Source organism: Gracilibacillus massiliensis, from assembly GCF_001458115.1.
GTDB classification, from domain to species: Bacteria; Bacillota; Bacilli; order Bacillales; family Amphibacillaceae; genus Gracilibacillus; species Gracilibacillus massiliensis.
Window position 1 is genome coordinate 761,219 of sequence record NZ_CZRP01000013.1, and the last position, 18,866, is coordinate 780,084.

The window sequence follows — 18,866 nt, forward strand, 5'->3', positions numbered from 1 at the left end:
TAGGATTTTGATTCGGTTTCTGTAACGATAGTATATCACAAAGTTATTCATGAGTTAATAAAAAGTTTACAAAAAGTTAACCATTTCATATTTTTATTTCGGATAGATGATATGATTTTTATGTTCTGAAGCAGCATCAACATAATGCTTTGGCGGTTCTCGATCTGTCATAATATAATCAATTTCATCAAAATATCCATACGTTGTGATCGAATAGCGATCAAATTTACTATGATCTGCTAGGACAAAGACCGTTTCGCTTTTTTCCATTGCATTTCTTTTAATTTGCGTTTCGAGTGGTGACGAGTTCGTAAACCCTTTATCAAGCGATAACCCAGTCGTTGCCATGATCGCTTTATTAAAGTTATACTTCGCAATTGTTTCCGCACTATCCATGCCAACATAAGAGCGAGTTGACCGTTCAAAGACGCCACCTGTTCCATAGATTTGCAATTGTGGATATGGCGTAGCATCTAATGTGAAGTCCATATTATTGGTAACGATCGTAAGGCTTTTATTTTTAATGAACTCGAGTATCGCACCTGTCGTTGTACCCGAGTCCAAAAAAATGATATCGCCATCTTCAATGTAATCTGCTGCTAACTCAGCTATGACTGCTTTTTCTTTGAAGTTCTGAATTTTCCGGTCATGATACGGAACCGTTAAAGGCTTAGGGACCGAAACACCACCATACACTTTTTGCAATTTTTTTTGATCGACTAATTCTTGCACATCTCTTCTTATTGTGTTTTTTGAAACATTAAATTCCTTTACTAAATCATCTAACGAAACAGAATGCTTCTTTTGAACATAATCTAGTATTGAAGTGATGCGTTTCGTTTTCATCATAGAATTCTTCCTTTCCAAATCAACAAGTATTACATCCATGTTATCAGAACTTACTCAAAACTTCATCATTTTTATTTTTATGGCTACTACTTTGTCTATACAAAATTCAATATCAGAATACTTTATATGTAATATGGATAAGTGCCAAATCGGCTTCACTCGAATTGACTTCCGTTTTCTATACATGACGAAGTACTCTATAGGTAAGCAGTTTACTAGCTTTTCACTACTGTCCTGTTTACGATAGTATTTAGGTTATTTACAGGAAAAGAGGAATTTGAAATGACGACAACGATGAAAGAAGAGGATATTGAAAAAGAATTAACGAAAGCAGATAAAAGAAAGATTATTTTTTTAATATCTTCTGTATTATTGTTTTCAGTCATGAATGGAACTATGTTCATGATTGCTGTACCTGACGTGGCAAAGTCATTTTCTTTATCGCCTTCAGAAGTAAGCTGGATTGTGACAGGGTATATCATTCTATATGCAATCGGTGCCTTGATGTACGGTAAATTAGCAGATATCTATCCATTGAAGTATTTGTTGGCAGTAGGACTCAGTTTATTTGCTGCAGGTTCGATTATAGGGTTTTTCTCACCAAATTTCATAATGGTTGTCGTTGCGCGGATGATTCAGGCAACAGGAGCTTCTTCTATTGTTGCGACGGTTTTTATTATACCCTCCAGATATTTTTCGAATGAACGAGGAAAAGTGTTGGGGATTGTTTCAAGCACCATGGCGTTCGCGTCTGGGATTGGCCCGGTGATCGGCGGTTTTATTACAGGTGTATTAAGCTGGCAATATTTATTTTTAATATCTGCCTGTGTCTTAATTACAATTCCATTCTTTTGGAAATGGATGCCTGATGAAAAGAAGAAAGAAGGAAAGGTCGATATCCTTGGCGCTGCATTTGTTGCCATTGCAGTAGCTACGCTGCTTCTTTTTGTAACGTTACTTGTTTGGTGGTACATCATCATAAGCATTGTATTTTTCACTTTATTTGCCTGGAGAATTTTTCACAGCAAAGATCCATTTGTCAATCCTGAGATGTTTGGAAATGCGCCTTACCGAACAACCGTAATTTCTGCATTTCTAGCAATCATGGCGATGTTTGGCATGATGTTTATGCTGCCGCTAATGTTAAGTGAAGTCAATGATTTAAATGCACTCTATATTGGTTTAGTCCTTTTTCCGGGAGCGATGGCAGCTGCATTTACAGGCAGAGTTGCTGGCGTTTTAACCGAAAAAAAAGGAAGCAAACAGGTGGTATTTATGGCGTTTGCTCTAATGATGATCGGTTTCTTTCTTATCTCGAGCTTGATCGGGAGTCCGGCCTGGGTATTAAGTATAGTGATCATTATAAGTTATATTGCCTTCCCATTTATTCAAACTGCCACTGCTAATTTGCTTTCGATCGTGCTTCCCAAACGTGAAATTGGGGTGGGCATGGGAATCTATAACTTATTTAATTTCATGGCTGGTGCATTCGGTGGAGCTGTTATTGGAAAAATTTTAGATTACAATAGCTCGTTTAGCCTTAATCCTTTTGCCATCGCTGAAAACCATGCAATGATTTACAGTAACGTGTTCGCTGGTCTAATCGTTTTGACACTTTTAAACGGGGCTTTCTTTTACTTTTCCTTTAAACGAAACGGATCGGAATCTGTTCAGTGATGCGTATCAACTTTTCCAGTAATCCGATGGGCTTTCGGATTTCTTGATTGGAATAAGTATTGATACAAGTCAAGCCAGTTGCTTTTATAGTAAACAGCTCCATTATTCTCGTCTAAAACCATCAAACAAGTTGTTTGCCTAAAATATCCAACCCTCCTATAATTTAAGAGTGAGATCAACTACATAGGAGGGGAACTAAATGGAATATACTAATCTAGGTCGTACCGGCATGAAGGTCAGTAAATTATGCTTAGGGACTATGAATTTTGGCCCGGCAACGGAAGAAAAGGAAGCACACAAAATTATGGATGCGGCCCTCGATGCAGGCTTAAACTTCTTTGATACTGCAAACGTATATGGTGGTCAAGGTCGCCACGGCTGGACAGAAGAAATTATTGGCCGCTGGTTTGCCCAAGGCGGAAATCGCAGGGAAAAGGCTGTACTTGCTACCAAAGTATATAATCACATGGGAGATGAGAACGACGGACCGAATGACGGAAGATTTCTTTCCGCATATAAGGTGCGTCGTCATTTAGAAGGTTCACTTAAGCGGTTACAAACCGATCATGTGGAACTATATCAAATGCACCATATTGATCGTAATGTATCCTGGGAAGAACTTTGGGAAGTCTTTCAGGCAGAAGTACAAAAAGGTACAATTGACTACGTTGGTTCAAGTAACTTCGCAGGTTGGGATCTAATTAAAGCACAGGCAGCCGCGAAAGAACGCCATTTCTTAGGTCTGGTATCGGAACAACATAAATACAGTTTATTATGTCGTCTTCCAGAATTGGAAGTATTACCGGCAGCGAAAGACCAGGGAATCGGTGTGATTGCCTGGAGTCCGTTGGATGGTGGATTGCTTGGCGGCAATGCATTAAATCCAGATAAAGGCTCTCGAACTGCTGGTCAAACTGAAAAAATTGAAAAACACCGTTCACAATTAGAAGCGTTCTCTCACTTTTGCAAAGAACTGGGAGAACATGAAGCAGATGTAGCGCTCGCTTGGGTACTGCACAATCCAGCATTAGATGCGCCAATTATCGGTCCACGTACATTAGAGCAATTTGAAAAATCTTTACGTGCAGTAGAAATTAAATTGGATCAATCATCACTTGACCGTTTAGACGAAATTTTCCCCGGTTACGCGGAAGCACCAAAAGAATATGCTTGGTAAAATTCACAAAGGGATACGAATCTAATCTGATTCGCATCCCTTTTTCACATGTCAGAGCGGATACTTTTTTTCCTGATAAATGATTTGATGAATATTTAACTTCGACTAAATAGGTTTTAATTTCATAAGGAGTAATGGAGAAGAGAGGGACGGCTTCACGGGAATTCAATCAATGCTAACGGGAATTAACTTCCGCTTGACGGGAAATATCTTCACCTTCACGGGAATTAACGTTAATTCCCGTGAAGCGAACCATAATTCCCGTCTACAGTGAGTTAATTCCCGTGAACAGAGCATCAATTCCCGTCAATATAAGTGGTTTTCAAATTTATCCAATTTTTCTAATCGATTCGACGCTTTAACAATAGAAACAAGACCAATCCGATCAAAAGAAATAAGAGCCCCATCAAAATAACGAGTACCCCTTTGTTTATTACAAAGAAAACACTTTGATATATATATTACAACAACTCTTCCTTAAGCTTCTTCACTTCTTCCACAGATATTTCTGCAATTTCGGCAATCTGTTCCAGAGCTAGTTCTTGCTTCAGCATTCTACCAATTATCACATTTCGTTCTTTTGCACGTCCTTCTTCTATGCCTATTTCTTTGCCTTCTATTATTCCTTCTTTTATACCTTTCTCTCTACCTTCTTTAAGTGCTTCTTTCTCTCTCAACTCCGCTTCGACCTTTGCTGATTCTTCATCCATAACAGATTTTAAGCGCGCTTCATAAGCTAATAACTCTTCACGAGTCGATTTCAAAATATCCCATCCTTGGATTGCATTTTTTAATGTGTCATCTTTCATAGCGATCTCCTCCAATTCATGAAAAATTTTTTCGTAAACCTTTCCCTTACGATGATCCACTATTCCTAACAACAACATCCACCTGGCCAACAAATCATTCCACGGGTCTAGTGATTGTTTTTCTATAGTATATCATCATCTAACTACAAAGAAGTGTATCTATACCCTTTTAAATGAATATTTATTAACAGTGAAATAATTTCTATCAATAACTCAACTATTCCCGTTTACAACAATAGTTACCTCATGAAGAAATCTTCATAATGATTTTGACTTTCTTTAATCCCAGTGATCGAGTATATCCTAAGAACTATTGCTCATACTAGTAGTAAAAATGCGGTCCAAAGGTGTGAATCAATGAGAATAAATAGATGGAGACGAAACAGTCATAACAAACCAAAGTCATCTAAAAAAAATGTCAATCCTGAAATAGATGATTCCTTAAAAAGCCTTGTTAATCAAATGAAAAAATCGAATGATTTTATTCATTATAAAAACCAGCAATCACCAAACCCTTTTTATATTAACTATTTTATGTCATTGGTAGATACGGAAATTTTACATCGGGATATCCTTCCTTATTTAAATAGAGAAGCTATTACCTCATTAGAAAAGGTACAAGTGGAAGTACCGATTGAAAACATTGAAATTACTAGTGATCTTAAAAAAATTGAAAACCAACTACTAAATGGATCGATCATGATTCAATTGGATGGAAACACGGATAAGGTAGCATTAATTCGCGCGGAAATGAAGAAAGCTCGTGAAGTCTCTGTTCCTGAAGTTGAATTTAGTGTGGTAGGGCCTAAAGAAGCGTTTGTAGAATCAATAGATACGAACTTAAATTTGGTCAGAAAGCGGCTTCCAATACCCGAGCTTCAGTTTGAGGAGTTTAAAGTTGGCAAATTATCCAAAACCAAAGTCATGGTGTTATACATAGAAGGAATCGTCAATAAAGAAAACGTCAATACTGTAACCCAAAGGATTCAAGACATAGAGATAGACACGATTAATGATAGCTCCTATATTGTACAACTCATTACAGATAATCAGAATTCTCCTTTTCCTCAATTAATTGATACAGAAAGACCTGACCGTATCGCTTCTGTCTTAGCTGAAGGAAAAGTAGCCATTTTAGTAGATGGTGCGCCACATGGAGTTCTAGGACCAACCACTTTTGTAGAATTCTTTTCCGCTTTTGAGGACTACTTTTTGAATTGGATTACGGCTTCATTTTTTAGGGTTATTCGATTATTTGCCGTCATGTTCTCGATATTGATTACACCTTTGTATGTTGCTGTATTAACTTATCATTATGAACTGATCCCAAAGGACTTAGTGAGTATTTTAGTTATTTCTCGCCGTGAAATTCCTCTTCCTCCGATATTAGAGGCGATATTTTTAGAATTAGCGATTGAGTTATTACGAGAGGCGGGGGCAAGACTTCCGACAAAAGTAGGTCAGACCATTGGTATTGTGGGCGGTATTGTTATTGGTACCGCATCAGTAGAAGCAGGCCTTACAAGTAATGTGTTGTTAATTATTGTTGCACTCGCTACATTAGCATCGTTTACCACACCAGTATATAAGATGGGTAATACGATTCGTCTGCTTCGTTTTCCATTTTTATTTTTTGCACATCTATGGGGATTATTAGGTGTTGCTTTATGTTTTTGTTACGTATTAGCTCACTTATTACGGTTAACATCATTAGGAAGACCATTTTTAGAGCCAATTTACCCACCGAGAATAACAGATCTTAAAGATGCTTTTATTAGATTACCACTTTCTTTTCAATCCAAGCGTCCTGTCGCATTACAGACTGAAGATACGATGAAATTCAGCAAAAAAAAGTCAAAGGAAAAACAAGAAATAGATGAATAGGTGGATTCGATGAGGACTTTACAAAGAACGGTAGATGAAAAATACAAAGTAAGTCCGTTTCTCGCTTTTTTCTTAGTACATTCCATCCAGGTTGGGGTAGGCATTTTAAGTTTCCAAAGAATTGTCGCAGAAAGTGCTGGAAATGACTCCTGGATTCCAGTCATCTTAGCCGGAATTATTGTCCATGTATACATTTGGTTCATATATAAGATCTTAGGATACGGCAATGGTGATCTGATAACGATTCACTATGATTTATTTGGTAAATGGCTTGGCGGATTACTTAGTCTTGTTTGGATCATCTATTTTTGGCTAATTGGTATTACAGTACTTAGGAGCTTTATCGAAATTGTTCAAGTATGGATGTTTCCCGATATCAGTGTGTAACAATTCAGCTTTGCTTTTCTTGTTCTCGTTATGTATTTAATTATAGGCGGATTCAGAACTGTTACAGGCATTTGTTTTCTTGGGGTAGTTATTCCCTTCTATTTGATTTTAACAGCTATTTATCCAGTTGGTTATTCTGAATTTCGACATCTACTTCCTATATGGAATCACTCACCTAACGAGATTTTCGAAGCTACAAAAGATATGACGTTAAGTTACTTAGGATTTAGTACTTTGTTTATGTTCTATCCCTATATAAAACACCCAAGAAGATCGATAAAATGGGCACAATTAGGTAGTTTTTTATCCTTATTGCTTTATACATTTATTATGATAATATCCATCACATATTTTGATGTAAGACACTTAATCCATAATACTTGGCCAACTTTAAATATGTGGAAAATAGTAGAATTACCATTTGTCGAAAGATTTGAATATATCGGTATATCCTCATGGACTCTTATTATTCTACCGAATGTTTGCTTAGCATTTTGGGCGTCTTCAAGAGGGATAAGACAAGTATTTCGATTTAGCCAAAGAAAAGCATTAATTGGCATGATGGTAGTATCCCTAATTATCTTATTGTTTTTAAAAGAGAGAGAACAGATTGAATTATTGAGTAAATACGTATCTTTAACAGGACTTTATCTCTGCTCCTTTTATGTACCTTGTTTATTGATTCTTTCTTATTTTAAATGGAGGAGGAAGGATTCATGAAAATCAGACGTATACTATTTCTGTTTTCCTTTCTACTATTAATCGGTTGTGTACAAAAGGAAATTCTAGATGAGATTCGGTTAGCAACTGTTTTAGGTTATGATTTAAAAAATGAAGAGGAATTAGAATTAACAGCTGGGGTTCCCATTTTTGAAACAGATAAATCCGTCAAAAATAGAACTTACACAGAATCAGGATTTTTAAGTAAGGGAATACGATCGAAATTAAATTTACAGTCATCTAAACCATTTATTAGTGGAAAAATCGAAATTGCTTTGTATAATAAAGAGCTTGCAGAACAAGGCATATTACCATTACTGGATACATTACATAGAGACCCTACTGTAGGTTCCCGTGTTTTTTTAGCAATTGTAGACGGGAACGTAAATAGCTTATTAAGCACACAAATTAGTGAGCAGGATAATGGTCTCTACTTATCAGACATGTTTGATCAAAACATCGAATCTGGAGTATTGCCTGAAACCAACTTACATCTATTCTTAACCACCTATTACCAGGAAGGTGCCGACCCTTTTTTGCCGATTATAGAAAGTGTAGGAGATACAGTGAAAATAGTGGGGTTCGCTCTTTTTAAAGAGGATAAAATGGTTAAAACGATTCCAGAAGACCTGCTTTTTACTTTCAAAACTTTGTTTGAAAAGAAATCAGATCGAAATACGGTTCTAATTAGACTAAAAGACGATGCAATAGAACAAGCTGATTTTGCTTCATTACTTAATATCAATACAAAACACAAATATAATTTCGATAACGACAAAAATCCTTCAAAACTGGTTATTAACCTTAAGATGGATGCGACTAAGAGAGAATATTCGGGCAAAACTATAGACAAAAGCACATTAAAAAAATTAGAAAAAAGCGCAACAATACAATTAGAAAATCAGGCAAATGAATTTATTAAAGAGTTTCAAGAATTAGGAATCGATCCACTCGGAATAGGCGCAAAATTAAAAAGCCGTGATCGCTCATGGGATGAAAAGAAATGGAAAGAAATATACCCGAATTTAGAAATAGAAGTGAATTTCAAAGTGCGAATAACGGAAACAGGAGTAATTGACTAGCAGATTTCAAGACTTGACGGGAAATGTCTTCTTCTTCACCGGAATTGACCTTGTCTTGACGGGAAAACCTCTCCGCTTCACGGGAATCATCTCCTTCTTGACGGGAAAAAACATTAATTCCCGTCTACAGAGGCATGATTCCCGTGAACAACTCAACATTTCCCGTCAACAGTACTACTTAGAAATCCCAAAAACTACTTTGGTGCGAGTTCGGCAGCAGATTGCAATGCAGCAACCATACTTCGATTATCCGCTATATTTTTACCGGCAATGTCAAAAGCAGTGCCATGATCGACTGAAGTTCGGATAATTCCATAATTCAGACCAACTGTAATATTTACCCCTTCTTCTAAACCTAATACTTTAATCGGTACATGGCCTTGATCATGATAACAAGCAACTACTATATCAAAGTCACCTCGTACCGCTCGAAAGAATACAGTATCCGCTGGATGTGGCCCACTGACATTTATCCCTTGAGCTTGAGCTTTTTGAATAGCTGGCACTAACTTTTCTTCTTCTTCACCTTCACCAAATAACCCATTCTCTCCTGCATGTGGATTAATACCACAAACAGCGATTCTTGGTTCTTCATATCCAGCACGTTTTAAGGCTGTATCGGCTAATTCGATTACAGTATAGGTACGCTCTGGGTTAATCATATCGATTGCTTGCTTCAAACCGACATGTGTTGTTAAATGAATGACTTTTAACTTTGGTGAGCTCAGCATCATCGAATAATCGCTTGTTTCCGTTAAGGTTGCTAATATTTCGGTATGGCCTGGAAAATCGTGCCCACCTTTTACCAATGCTTCTTTGTTTAACGGAGCAGTACATATCGCTTGAATCTTATTTTCCTTAGCCAACGTAATCGCTTTTTCTATAAATTGGAAAGCAGCGTCACCGGACTTTGCTGACACTTTACCAAATGCAATATCTTCTGGTAATAGATCTAAATCGATACAGTCTACGATTCCATGTTCAAACCTTGCTTCTTCCGGATCATCGATTGTACAGATTTCCACTTTTGAATTTAAAATAGTCGCCGCACGCTTTAAAATTTTTGCATCCCCAATGACAACTGGTCGACAAATTTCGTAAATCGTCGGCTCTTCTAACGCTTTAATGATAACCTCTGGTCCAATTCCAGCAGCATCACCCATCGTAATTCCAATCGTTGGTATCATCGATTCACTTCCTTATCGTTTTTGATGCCGTGATGTAAAATTTTGAATGCATTTGTCATTACTTCCAGTGTTCCAAAACTACCCGCTTTTGTGATCGTAATTATTTCATCTGTCTTAGCTATTTTACCAATCGGAACCCCTAATTCTAATTCGCCAATCAATTGGTATTCGTTAATTTCAAGCTTAGCAAATACTTGTTGTGCTGTATCTCCACCTGTTAAAAATAAATGCTGAATGTTTAACGATTTTATCGTGGACACCGCAATTTCACCTAAGCAATCTGAGATCAAATCACTCACTTCAATAACAGTGATTCCTTTTTCTATTGCGACTGCTTTGGTTGCTGCGAGATTAGCGGAGGAATACAAGGCAACACTTTTGCCATTTTTAATTGCTGACTGAACATTCGATTGAATCGTCTCTATTTCTTGAGCTTTAACGATACCACTAGCAAGCATCTTCATGGCATCCATCTCTACCCCAACTACTTCAGTTTGTGACAAAAGGTTATCAAGCTGTAGCCTTCCGACCTTGCTAATACTTCCCACGACAAATAACATAGGACTGGGCTTCGGCAATATTTCTTCTCGCTGCTGAGACTTGTCATATCCTAATGCTTGAGGTAAATAATTAATTAAGCCTGCCGATCCGCACAATATAGAGGAATAACTTAAATGTACTACATCCATTAGTAATTTCAAATCACTCTCAGAAACAGCATCAACGGTAATATATGAAATTTTTTGTTGTTTCCATTCCGATAATAGGGGTAAGAGGTACTCCTCTCCCTTACGCAAATCTCTATAACTTAAATGCTTTACACGTTTACCTGACGATTGTTTAATTATTTCACTTATATCCGCTTCATTAACAGGCGTTTTTGGATCATTGGCAACTTCTGTTTCACTTAACTTTGTACCATGAAGGTAATGGATCCGATTCTTTACTGTTCGTCCGTTATTAGGATGAGCCGGAGTAATAAATATAAAATCTGGTTGAAAGATATCATCTATAGCATTTAGTTCTGAGCCAACATTCCCTCTCATCGTGGAATCGATTTTTTTATAAACGATATCAAAAGCGCAATTTTTAATACGCTTACAAATGTCACGAACTTCCTCATACGCCTGTTCACTTTTCATAGCTCTAGAGTCCGAATTAAAAATAATGGCATCTTTATTTGCATCGAGCGTTTCACTTTGAACCGCTAATGCGACATCCAAACCATAATCGACAAACTGGACCCCTGTATCGCATGCACCTGTTAAGTCATCTGCAATAATAGCTATTTTCATTGTTTACCCTTCTTTATTTTCAAGTTGTACCAATAAGTATACATAAAAAGTCTATTTTATTCGATCAACATTTGATATTTCTTTAAATAAAACAAATAATCTTTACTTCCCTGATCACTTAATATTTCCAATAATTCCTTATGAACCTCTCATCACTAAAGTGACGAGTTCCTAATGTATCAACGTCAAACGATGCTTAACATTAGTGGGCGGGACACAACGCCCTCTATCCCCTTGGCAAAAGCGTTAGGGACTACTTTTCTTATAATATTTCCCGCTGCATTCACATCAGCGTGGATACACGTGTTCTCTTTGGTCCGATATAACCCTCGTTTTACTCTCTGACCACTAAACCTAACCTTCGCTGGAACACCCTTTTCATAGAGGGGCAATTCATCCATGTCCACCAAACTTGCTTTTGATGTGTAACTTTCTTCTTGTTGGTGCACGTGGATGCCATACGCTTCCGCTTTGTATGCAATCATACGAATCAGCATCGCATGGGGGAGCGTTTGAAAGTGTTGCTTATCCTGCTTACGAAGGCTCACTTTCTGTTTCCATCCCTTATTCACACCGATAACAATCGTGCTGACTTTGCGAGCCAATGCCAACTGAACGATATGGAAACTTGCTTTATGAAAGGCGTCCTTTAACTTAAAGAAACGTTTTTGGTCGAGTCGCTGCAGTCGTTTACTTTGGAAGGAACCCTCTTTCGGTCCCTTTCCGTGTCGTAAAACACGGGAATAATGGGCACGTTGTTTGTTATAATATTGATTGATACTTTTTACTGCTTGGCCCTTGATAATGACAGGTGAAGATCCTGTATTATCGACGATGGTTGCCAAACAATCAACACCGAGATCGATACCCATGATATGTTGTTCATCCAGTTCTACGAGTGGTTTCTCTTCCTCTTTCCTGATCACCAATTCGATCGTATATTCGCCATAGGTCGGAATCATTCTTACTTGTTGTAATGGCCCCTTAAGACCTAACTTTCCGATATTCAATCTTTCTTTCGTATGGGGAAACCTGACGTATTTGTCGTCCTTCACCTTACATACCTGATTGGAAAAGACACAAGCTATTCTTCCATTCTTTGGTGCATACTTAGGAATTTTTGGTCTTCCGGTGTATTTGTGTGGATGGACTTGGTACTCTTTCAGGCTGGCAAAATAAGCCTTCCAATTTTGAAACACCCGTCTCATGACTTGTTGGTTGACTTGACCGGGTAATGCCAGGTAATCCACATTCTCCGACACTTTAAATAAGCTGTCCAAAAAGGCATAAGAGGGCCATTTCTGTTGGGCAGATGGATACTCGAATAACACAGCATCTTGGATCTCTTGGCGCTCGTCCACGGGCTTTTTTAATTCTTTTTGCCGTTTCTTTTCTACTGTTTTTCTTTTGATGGCATTCATTTGTGGAAGATGTTGGTCAATGAGGTAGAACACTTCTTGTTGCAGTGGTTGAAGGTTTTTTCCTTCACCAAAGGCGGTAAAAATTTGACGGATGTGAAAGTTGGTGGCATTGTACAGATTTTTCGCTAAAAACGTGAGTTGGTCACAATAAGGATAGAGCCGATGCCCTTTTTTAATGCGAATCTGTTGCGTACGGTACACATTCTTCACCTCTCCTTTTTTAGTAGCACTCAACAAACACACACACATATGTTCCTTTTTATTATTATATACCAGAACAAACGATCTGTCAAAACCGTTCACCATTCATCTCATCACTAAAGTAACGAGTTTTCTGGTAAACAATTATAAATTAAAATAGTTTAAATAAGCTCTATAATCTAATTGCTGATACATGTGAAGAACTTTCATGATTTTCTCTTCATTTTTGGAATAGAAAAGGTTGGGAACAAACTGTTTAATATTTTTTATATATTCGTTTTCATTCGTCCACTGATTTCTACGGTTAATTTCGGTATCTACCAAGAATTAATGACATTGACCTTAAAACAAAACAACAATACAGAAGAAGAAACTGAAACTGATTCGGATGACCCTAATGAAGAAGAAGTACCTGCTGATGATGAAGAAGAGGAAGAACCTGAGGAAACAGAACAACCACCTGTAACAGATGAAGAGCCTCCAACCCCTGATGAAGAAGAAACAGAAGACAAGACTACAGATAAACCTGAACAAGCACCAGAAGAAACTGAAACTGAGGATTCGCAACAAAACGATCAGGGACCGAAACAGGTAGTTGTAAAACCTACAACTCAACTCGATCAAAAAAACAAGAGAATTACTGCGACAGTTGATACCGACGATATTGAACAAGTAGGTAATGAGGAAACCCTTATAATTAAACCTGAACAGGCAAGAGAGCAAGTAGAGTTAAATGTCAATTTGGACACTTCTATTATTTCAAAATTAACAAAAAATAATAATGATCTTGTCATTGACAAAAGTGATGCAAATTTGAATATTCCACAAACTATTTTGAAACAAATCGAATCAGCAGCAGATAATAAGCAAGTGAACATTAAACTTGTGAAACAAGAAGAACCGAACGCTTTAGGATCCGTTTATGACTTTACAATTACTGCTGGATCAAAGGAAATCAATGATTTTAATGGAGAAGAAGTTACATTAACATTCGCAGTTAATCCTACCTTAATTGCTGATTTGGATCCAAGTGAAGTCAAAGCATTTTACTTTAATGAGGAAACTAAAGAGTGGGAAGTGATCGGGAACAGTACCTTTGATCAGAGCAAAGGTATAGTAACTGCTAAAACAACACACTTTAGTACGTACGGTGTTTTTCAATATAATAATGATCATACATCAGACGAAGTCCTACCAACTGAGACTCACACGGCTGATAAAAACACAGATAATGAAAATGAATTACCAAACACTGCAACGAATATGTATAGCTTATTAGGATATGGTTGTATTATAATGTTGGCAGGATTACTGATCTTTTTCACTCAACGAAAAATCCGCCCAAACAACTAAGAGAACCAAGAAATGGCACCAGTTATCTTTATTTGATAATTGGTGCCATTTTAAGTTTTGCTCTAACTTTTTTACCGACATCTATTTATTACAGATACTCTTTCGACCGCAATACCTTTTGTATTTTCGGTCTCGCTAACTTCCCCCAGTTCTTAACAGCATTGTTCGTCACCTCATATTTATCCGCAATATCCTGGACAGCTTGATCTCGTAGAACAAACTCGACAAACCAGTACCATTGATTCTGTGACAGCACCGCCTGAATATCGAGTAACATCTGTGTATCTACATCCAACTGATCTTCTGTGACGATATCATCCATTGTAACTTGGTTCAGCCAAGATTGGAGCTGTGTTTTCTCTCGGTTATCTTTCTGAATTTTATTAAGAAAACGACGCGCAACACAGCTATACACATAAGTAGAAAACTTAGATTTTGTCTCATCATATGTCTGAAAAGCATGCCAAACCGCAATCAATCCTTCCTGAAAAAACTCACCCTCCGTATCGCGTATTCGATACTTTTGGATCAGATGATGAATCATCCGATCATACTCTTGTAAAACAGATTCGATACTTTGCATCCTAAACTCCAATAGGATAAGCGCCTACCATGTATTCCGCGGTAACTTAAGCCTATCGGAGTTTTCATTAAATAGCATATCAGCATACGTCTGGCACTTCATTAAGAAAAAGGAAAACTTGATCTATTTTGCATGATTTTTATAGTGTGAATTGGATTTTTTCTTCTGTTTCGATATGTATGCCTTGAATGATGTCGTGAGATCTAAATATCCTGGTACTTGAATTTCTTCACGGGAATTACGCTCCTGTTAACGGGAATCAACCTCCGCTTCACGGGAATTAACATTAATTCCCGTGAAGCGAGCGACAATTCCCGTCTACAGTAGATCAATTCCCGTGAACAGCGCAACATTTCCTGTCTACAGCATCCCAAAACAGATTACAAAGCACTAGAAATATTAAATCCCTAGTGCTTAGACTACATTTACTTCTCTCCATAAAAAATTTATTTTTCCCTAATCCAAACGGTCATTTCATTTTCTCCACGGTTACTCCAAGCGTAATAAGGGATAGCTTTGATTTCTCTTTCTACTTCTGGATAAGTGGATGTAGTATATAATGTATCCTCAATGGCATTCATATCGGTAGCAACTGCCTTTCCTTTAATAACTGTAACGCCATTTAATAAAGAATTATCATGCTTTACTTCGAAGGATTGATTCGTGTTTAACCTGATATCTTGAAGATTCGCTCCATTATCAACCTCCTCTAAGCAATAAAAAATAGGACCTCTCTGTAATGCCACTTTACCAGCATTTGCACGAACTTCTGGATGGGACCGGATCATTTCAACAGGCATATCAAAAAGTAATTCGATCGTGTCACCATTTTTCCATTCCTGCTTTATTTTGGCATAGCCTTTCTCAACAGGAATGTCTTTTTCCACACCATTTATTAGAATTTGCGCATTTCGACACCAACCTGGAAGCCTCGGTGACACAGTAAAGGTGGCAGGACTTTCTAAATCTATGGTTAATTTGGTACTGCCTTCCCATGGGTAATTCGATTTTTGGGTAAGACCTACTGTTTGCTCATCGACTTTGAAGGAAGTCTCACCACCTATATATAAATGAACGTAAACTTCTGAATCATTAGCAGAATAAATATACTGACCTAACGAAGCAAGCAATCTTGCAATATTAGGAGGACAGCAGGCACACCCAAACCACTTTTGTCTGGTCGGTTTTACCGTGCGCATGTCATGTCGACAGTTGGCAGTATGTGGCCAAACTTCAAGGGGATTCACATAAAAGTACCCCTTTCCATCTAAAGAAATACCACTTAATGCCCCATTATATAAAGCTCTCTCTAATACATCTGTATATTTATGATCGGCTTCAATTTGCACCATACGATGTGCCCACATAATTAAAGCAATTGCTGCACATGTTTCCGTATATGCTCGATCATTCGGTAAATCATAATCAACGGTAAAGCGTTCTTCATGGGCGGAAGAACCAATTCCACCCGTAACATACATTCGTTTATTTACGGTATTTTCCCATAACACCCGGCAAACTTCTAATAACTCCTCGTCCTTTAGTTCATTCGCTAAATCCACCATACCACTGTATAAATAGGTAGCACGAACCGAGTGCCCTTCCACTGTTTTTTGATCTCTAACAGGTAAGTGTGCTTGAAAGTAATCATATTCACGAGTATCTAATTTATTAGACTTTCCTCTCTTTTCTAATTCTATATCATAATAATGCTCTGGATTTCGCTTTCCTCTTTCCTCAATAAAAAATTGACAAAGGTCTACATATTTTCGATCTTCTGTAATTTTATACAGTTTCATTAATGCTAATTCAATTTCAGGGTGACCTGGATAACCGGCTTTTTGACCTGCCTGTTTTCCTAATACGGAGGCTATATGATCTACCAGATGGCTTACCACCTCAATAATACGTTTCTTCCCTGTCGCATCATAATAAGCAACTGCTGCTTCAATTAAATGTCCGGCACAATATAATTCATGATCATCCTTTAAATTTGTCCATTTCTTATCCGGATGATTAACAGAAAAATAAGTGTTTAAATAGCCATCTTTCTCTTGAGCATCTTCAATAAGATCGACTACTTCATCAAAAATCTTTTCCCATTCTTCATCACGGTCCCATTGCAGAGAAAATGCTACGGTTTCCATCCATTTATATAAATCGCTATCTTGAAAAACCATACCATAATGCTTACCTTCTTTTCTTCCTGCCGCAATTTCAAAATTCGTGATGGTTCGGCTTGGATCAGCTCCAGGAATTCGATCATTTAGGGCATCCCATTGATAAGGAATAATCGATTCTTTTACTAATTTGCCCCACGGATTCCAGAATGAATCATTCACTTTCACATTTTTTAGCTCAATCGCTTCCATTTTAGCTAAGTTTCTTTTTTTCGTTTTCATCGATACATCCACTCCTCTATTATTCTTTTAATCCGGATAACGTAATTCCCTTAATGAAGAAATCTTGCGCTAATAAAAATAAAATGATTAACGGCATAATACTTACAACCGTCCCTGCCATTAAAACAGGCCAGTTTGTTGAATACATACCTTGCATTGAAGCTAACCCCAACGGCAGTGTCATTTTATCAATTGTATTAATAAAGACTAAAGGTCCCATAAAATCATTCCATACAAACATAAAGACAAAAACGCCCAAAGTAGCAAGTGCAGGTTTACATAGCGGCAAAAATATCCGCCAATAAATCCCGAATGGTGTACATCCATCAATTTTTGCAGCATCTTCTAATGATTTCGGAATCGTTAAGAAGAACTGTCTCAATAAAAAGGTACTAAATGCATTTGCCATTTGTGGTAAATATAAGGAAGCATGTGTATCTACCAAACCATAATAGCTCATCGTAATAAAGTTAGGAATCATGGTTACTTGAGGTGGAACCATTAATGTTGCTAAGTACAAAAGAAACAAGAGGTCTCTTCCTTTAAACTCTAATCGCGCAAATGCAAACCCTGCCATTGATCCAGTTATTAACTGTGCAATCACAACAATCGTAGTAACTTTTAAACTATTTAAGAAAAATTGTGCAAATGGAAATCTATCAGATATTGCTAAATAATTTTGAAATTGAAAGGCTTCACCAAATAATGTTGGTGGAAATGTAAACACTTCACTTATATCCTTTAATGAGGTGCTTATCATCCAAACGAAAGGGAAAATCATGGTAATGGCACCAAGGCCAAGTATAATATGCGACAATACCTTTGTTTTCGTGGTCGTGCGCATCGGTTATCCTCCTCCCTAATAAATACTATTACGTTTTTGACGCAAGAATTGAATAATCGTTAGGATAAACACTAAGAAGAATAAGACATAAGCCATCGCACTTGCATAACCCATTCTGAAATATTCAAATCCATTCTGGTATAAGTAATGAACGATGACAGATGTGGCTCGACCTGGCCCACCGCCAGTCATTAAATAGACCGTGTCAAACACTTGGAACGAGTTAATAATCGCCATAATCGTAATAAAAAATGTAGTTGGAGACAATAAAGGTACCGTGATATGACGAAACTTCTGGATAACAGATGCTCCATCCAACTCTGCCGCTTCATAATAGCTATCTGAAATCCCTTGTAAACCTGCAAGAAAGATCAGCATGTTAAAACCTAAGTTTTTCCATATCGTTGTAATAATCACCGCCGGCAACGCCCATGTCTGACTGCTTAACCAATTTGGTCCATCAATACCTACTAGATCCAATAAAAAATTTAGAAATCCATACTCTGGGTTGTAGATCCATTGCCAGATAATAGCAACGGCCACCATCGATGAAATAACAGGTAAAAAATAAGCAACTCGATAAAACTTTATTCCACCTATCTTTTGATTGAGGGCCACCGCTAACAATAATGAAATAAATATACCAACAGGCACGGAAACGGCTGTAAAAATAACCGTGTTCCAAAAGACCTCCACAAAAATTTCATCATTATATAGTTCCACATAGTTACCAAATCCGATCCACTCCAGTTCCCCAATTAGATCCCAGCTTGCAAAACTTAATACAAAAGATCCTATTACGGGAAATAACATAAATGCTAAAAATAAAATCAGGTGTGGAAATAAAAAGATGATCGCCCATGTACTATCTTTATAAAAAAGTTTATTTATCTTTTTCTTACTTGAATCTTCCTTTCTAACAGGTCCTTCTACTAATATTTCCTTATCCGTTAATTCTTCTTTATTTTGAAGCAATAGCCTCACCTCTTTTTAAT

14 protein-coding genes and 1 pseudogene are annotated in these 18,866 nt (G+C 37.2%); 6 read left to right on the forward strand and 9 right to left on the reverse strand.

The features are described 5' to 3' along the window. Nucleotides 1–93: 93 nt before the first annotated feature. Complete coding sequence (locus BN3107_RS15610) at nucleotides 94–849, reverse strand: DeoR/GlpR family DNA-binding transcription regulator (protein ID WP_058308554.1); 756 nt, start codon at nucleotides 847–849, stop codon at nucleotides 94–96. A 282-nt stretch (nucleotides 850–1,131) separates the two neighbouring features. Between BN3107_RS15610 and BN3107_RS15615 the strand changes: the two genes are divergently transcribed. Both BN3107_RS15615 and BN3107_RS15620 read left to right on the forward strand, forming a co-directional pair. Next, entirely contained in the window at nucleotides 1,132–2,526 is a 1,395-nt protein-coding gene (locus BN3107_RS15615) for an MFS transporter (RefSeq protein ID WP_058308555.1), read from the forward strand. A 199-nt stretch (nucleotides 2,527–2,725) separates the two neighbouring features. Further along, nucleotides 2,726–3,703 carry an aldo/keto reductase gene (locus BN3107_RS15620; protein ID WP_058308556.1) on the forward strand — a complete coding sequence of 326 codons (978 nt, stop codon included), beginning with the start codon at nucleotides 2,726–2,728 and terminating at the stop codon, nucleotides 3,701–3,703. A gap of 461 nt (nucleotides 3,704–4,164) precedes the next feature. Here BN3107_RS15620 and BN3107_RS15625 read toward each other — a convergent pair whose 3' ends face one another. Beyond that, a complete protein-coding gene (locus BN3107_RS15625; protein WP_148434762.1) occupies nucleotides 4,165–4,512 on the reverse strand; it encodes an RpnC/YadD family protein in 348 nt (115 codons plus the stop codon). Nucleotides 4,513–4,869: 357 nt separating this feature from the next. On the opposite strand from BN3107_RS15625, the gene BN3107_RS15630 reads away from it, so the two are divergent. The 3 genes and pseudogenes from BN3107_RS15630 (at nucleotide 4,870) to BN3107_RS15645 (ending at nucleotide 8,585) form a co-directional block, all read left to right on the forward strand. After that, nucleotides 4,870–6,396, forward strand: a complete 1,527-nt coding sequence (locus tag BN3107_RS15630) for a spore germination protein (protein ID WP_082631334.1) — start codon at nucleotides 4,870–4,872, stop codon at nucleotides 6,394–6,396. A gap of 9 nt (nucleotides 6,397–6,405) precedes the next feature. After that, nucleotides 6,406–7,503, forward strand: a pseudogene (locus BN3107_RS20170) (GerAB/ArcD/ProY family transporter). Next, nucleotides 7,500–8,585 (forward strand): Ger(x)C family spore germination protein, encoded by a 1,086-nt coding sequence (locus BN3107_RS15645; RefSeq protein WP_058308560.1) that lies wholly within the window; start codon nucleotides 7,500–7,502, stop codon nucleotides 8,583–8,585. The pseudogene BN3107_RS20170 and the gene BN3107_RS15645 overlap by 4 nt, the downstream one beginning before the upstream one ends. Nucleotides 8,586–8,779: 194 nt before the next feature. Here the strand turns inward: BN3107_RS15645 and pdxA are convergent, their stop codons facing one another. From pdxA to BN3107_RS15660, 3 genes are all read right to left on the reverse strand, one after another. Further along, the gene (gene pdxA / locus BN3107_RS15650; protein ID WP_058308561.1) at nucleotides 8,780–9,772 is read right to left on the reverse strand and encodes a 4-hydroxythreonine-4-phosphate dehydrogenase PdxA; all 993 of its coding nucleotides are present in this window, start codon (nucleotides 9,770–9,772) and stop codon (nucleotides 8,780–8,782) included. Continuing rightward, complete coding sequence (locus BN3107_RS15655; RefSeq protein WP_058308562.1) at nucleotides 9,769–11,067, reverse strand: four-carbon acid sugar kinase family protein; 1,299 nt, start codon at nucleotides 11,065–11,067, stop codon at nucleotides 9,769–9,771. Before BN3107_RS15655 ends, pdxA begins: the two co-directional genes overlap by 4 nt. A 185-nt stretch (nucleotides 11,068–11,252) precedes the next feature. Then, entirely contained in the window at nucleotides 11,253–12,737 is a 1,485-nt protein-coding gene (locus BN3107_RS15660; RefSeq protein ID WP_058309272.1) for an RNA-guided endonuclease InsQ/TnpB family protein, read from the reverse strand. Between the two features lie 288 nt (nucleotides 12,738–13,025). On the opposite strand from BN3107_RS15660, the gene BN3107_RS15665 reads away from it, so the two are divergent. After that, on the forward strand, nucleotides 13,026–14,042 hold the full coding sequence (locus tag BN3107_RS15665; RefSeq protein WP_058308563.1) for a hypothetical protein: 1,017 nt from the start codon (nucleotides 13,026–13,028) through the stop codon (nucleotides 14,040–14,042). 88 nt (nucleotides 14,043–14,130) lie between these two features. Here BN3107_RS15665 and BN3107_RS15670 read toward each other — a convergent pair whose 3' ends face one another. The 4 genes from BN3107_RS15670 to BN3107_RS15685 form a co-directional block, all read right to left on the reverse strand. After that, nucleotides 14,131–14,625, reverse strand: coding sequence for a sigma-70 family RNA polymerase sigma factor (locus BN3107_RS15670; protein ID WP_058308564.1), 495 nt, complete (start codon nucleotides 14,623–14,625; stop codon nucleotides 14,131–14,133). Nucleotides 14,626–15,071: 446 nt separating this feature from the next. Next, on the reverse strand, nucleotides 15,072–17,027 hold the full coding sequence (locus BN3107_RS15675) for a glycoside hydrolase family 127 protein (RefSeq protein WP_058308565.1): 1,956 nt from the start codon (nucleotides 17,025–17,027) through the stop codon (nucleotides 15,072–15,074). Between the two features lie 19 nt (nucleotides 17,028–17,046). Continuing rightward, a complete protein-coding gene (locus BN3107_RS15680) occupies nucleotides 17,047–17,871 on the reverse strand; it encodes a carbohydrate ABC transporter permease (RefSeq protein WP_058308566.1) in 825 nt (274 codons plus the stop codon). A 15-nt stretch (nucleotides 17,872–17,886) separates the two neighbouring features. Next, complete coding sequence (locus BN3107_RS15685) at nucleotides 17,887–18,762, reverse strand: carbohydrate ABC transporter permease (RefSeq protein ID WP_058309273.1); 876 nt, start codon at nucleotides 18,760–18,762, stop codon at nucleotides 17,887–17,889. Between the last annotated feature and the right edge of the window lie 104 nt (nucleotides 18,763–18,866).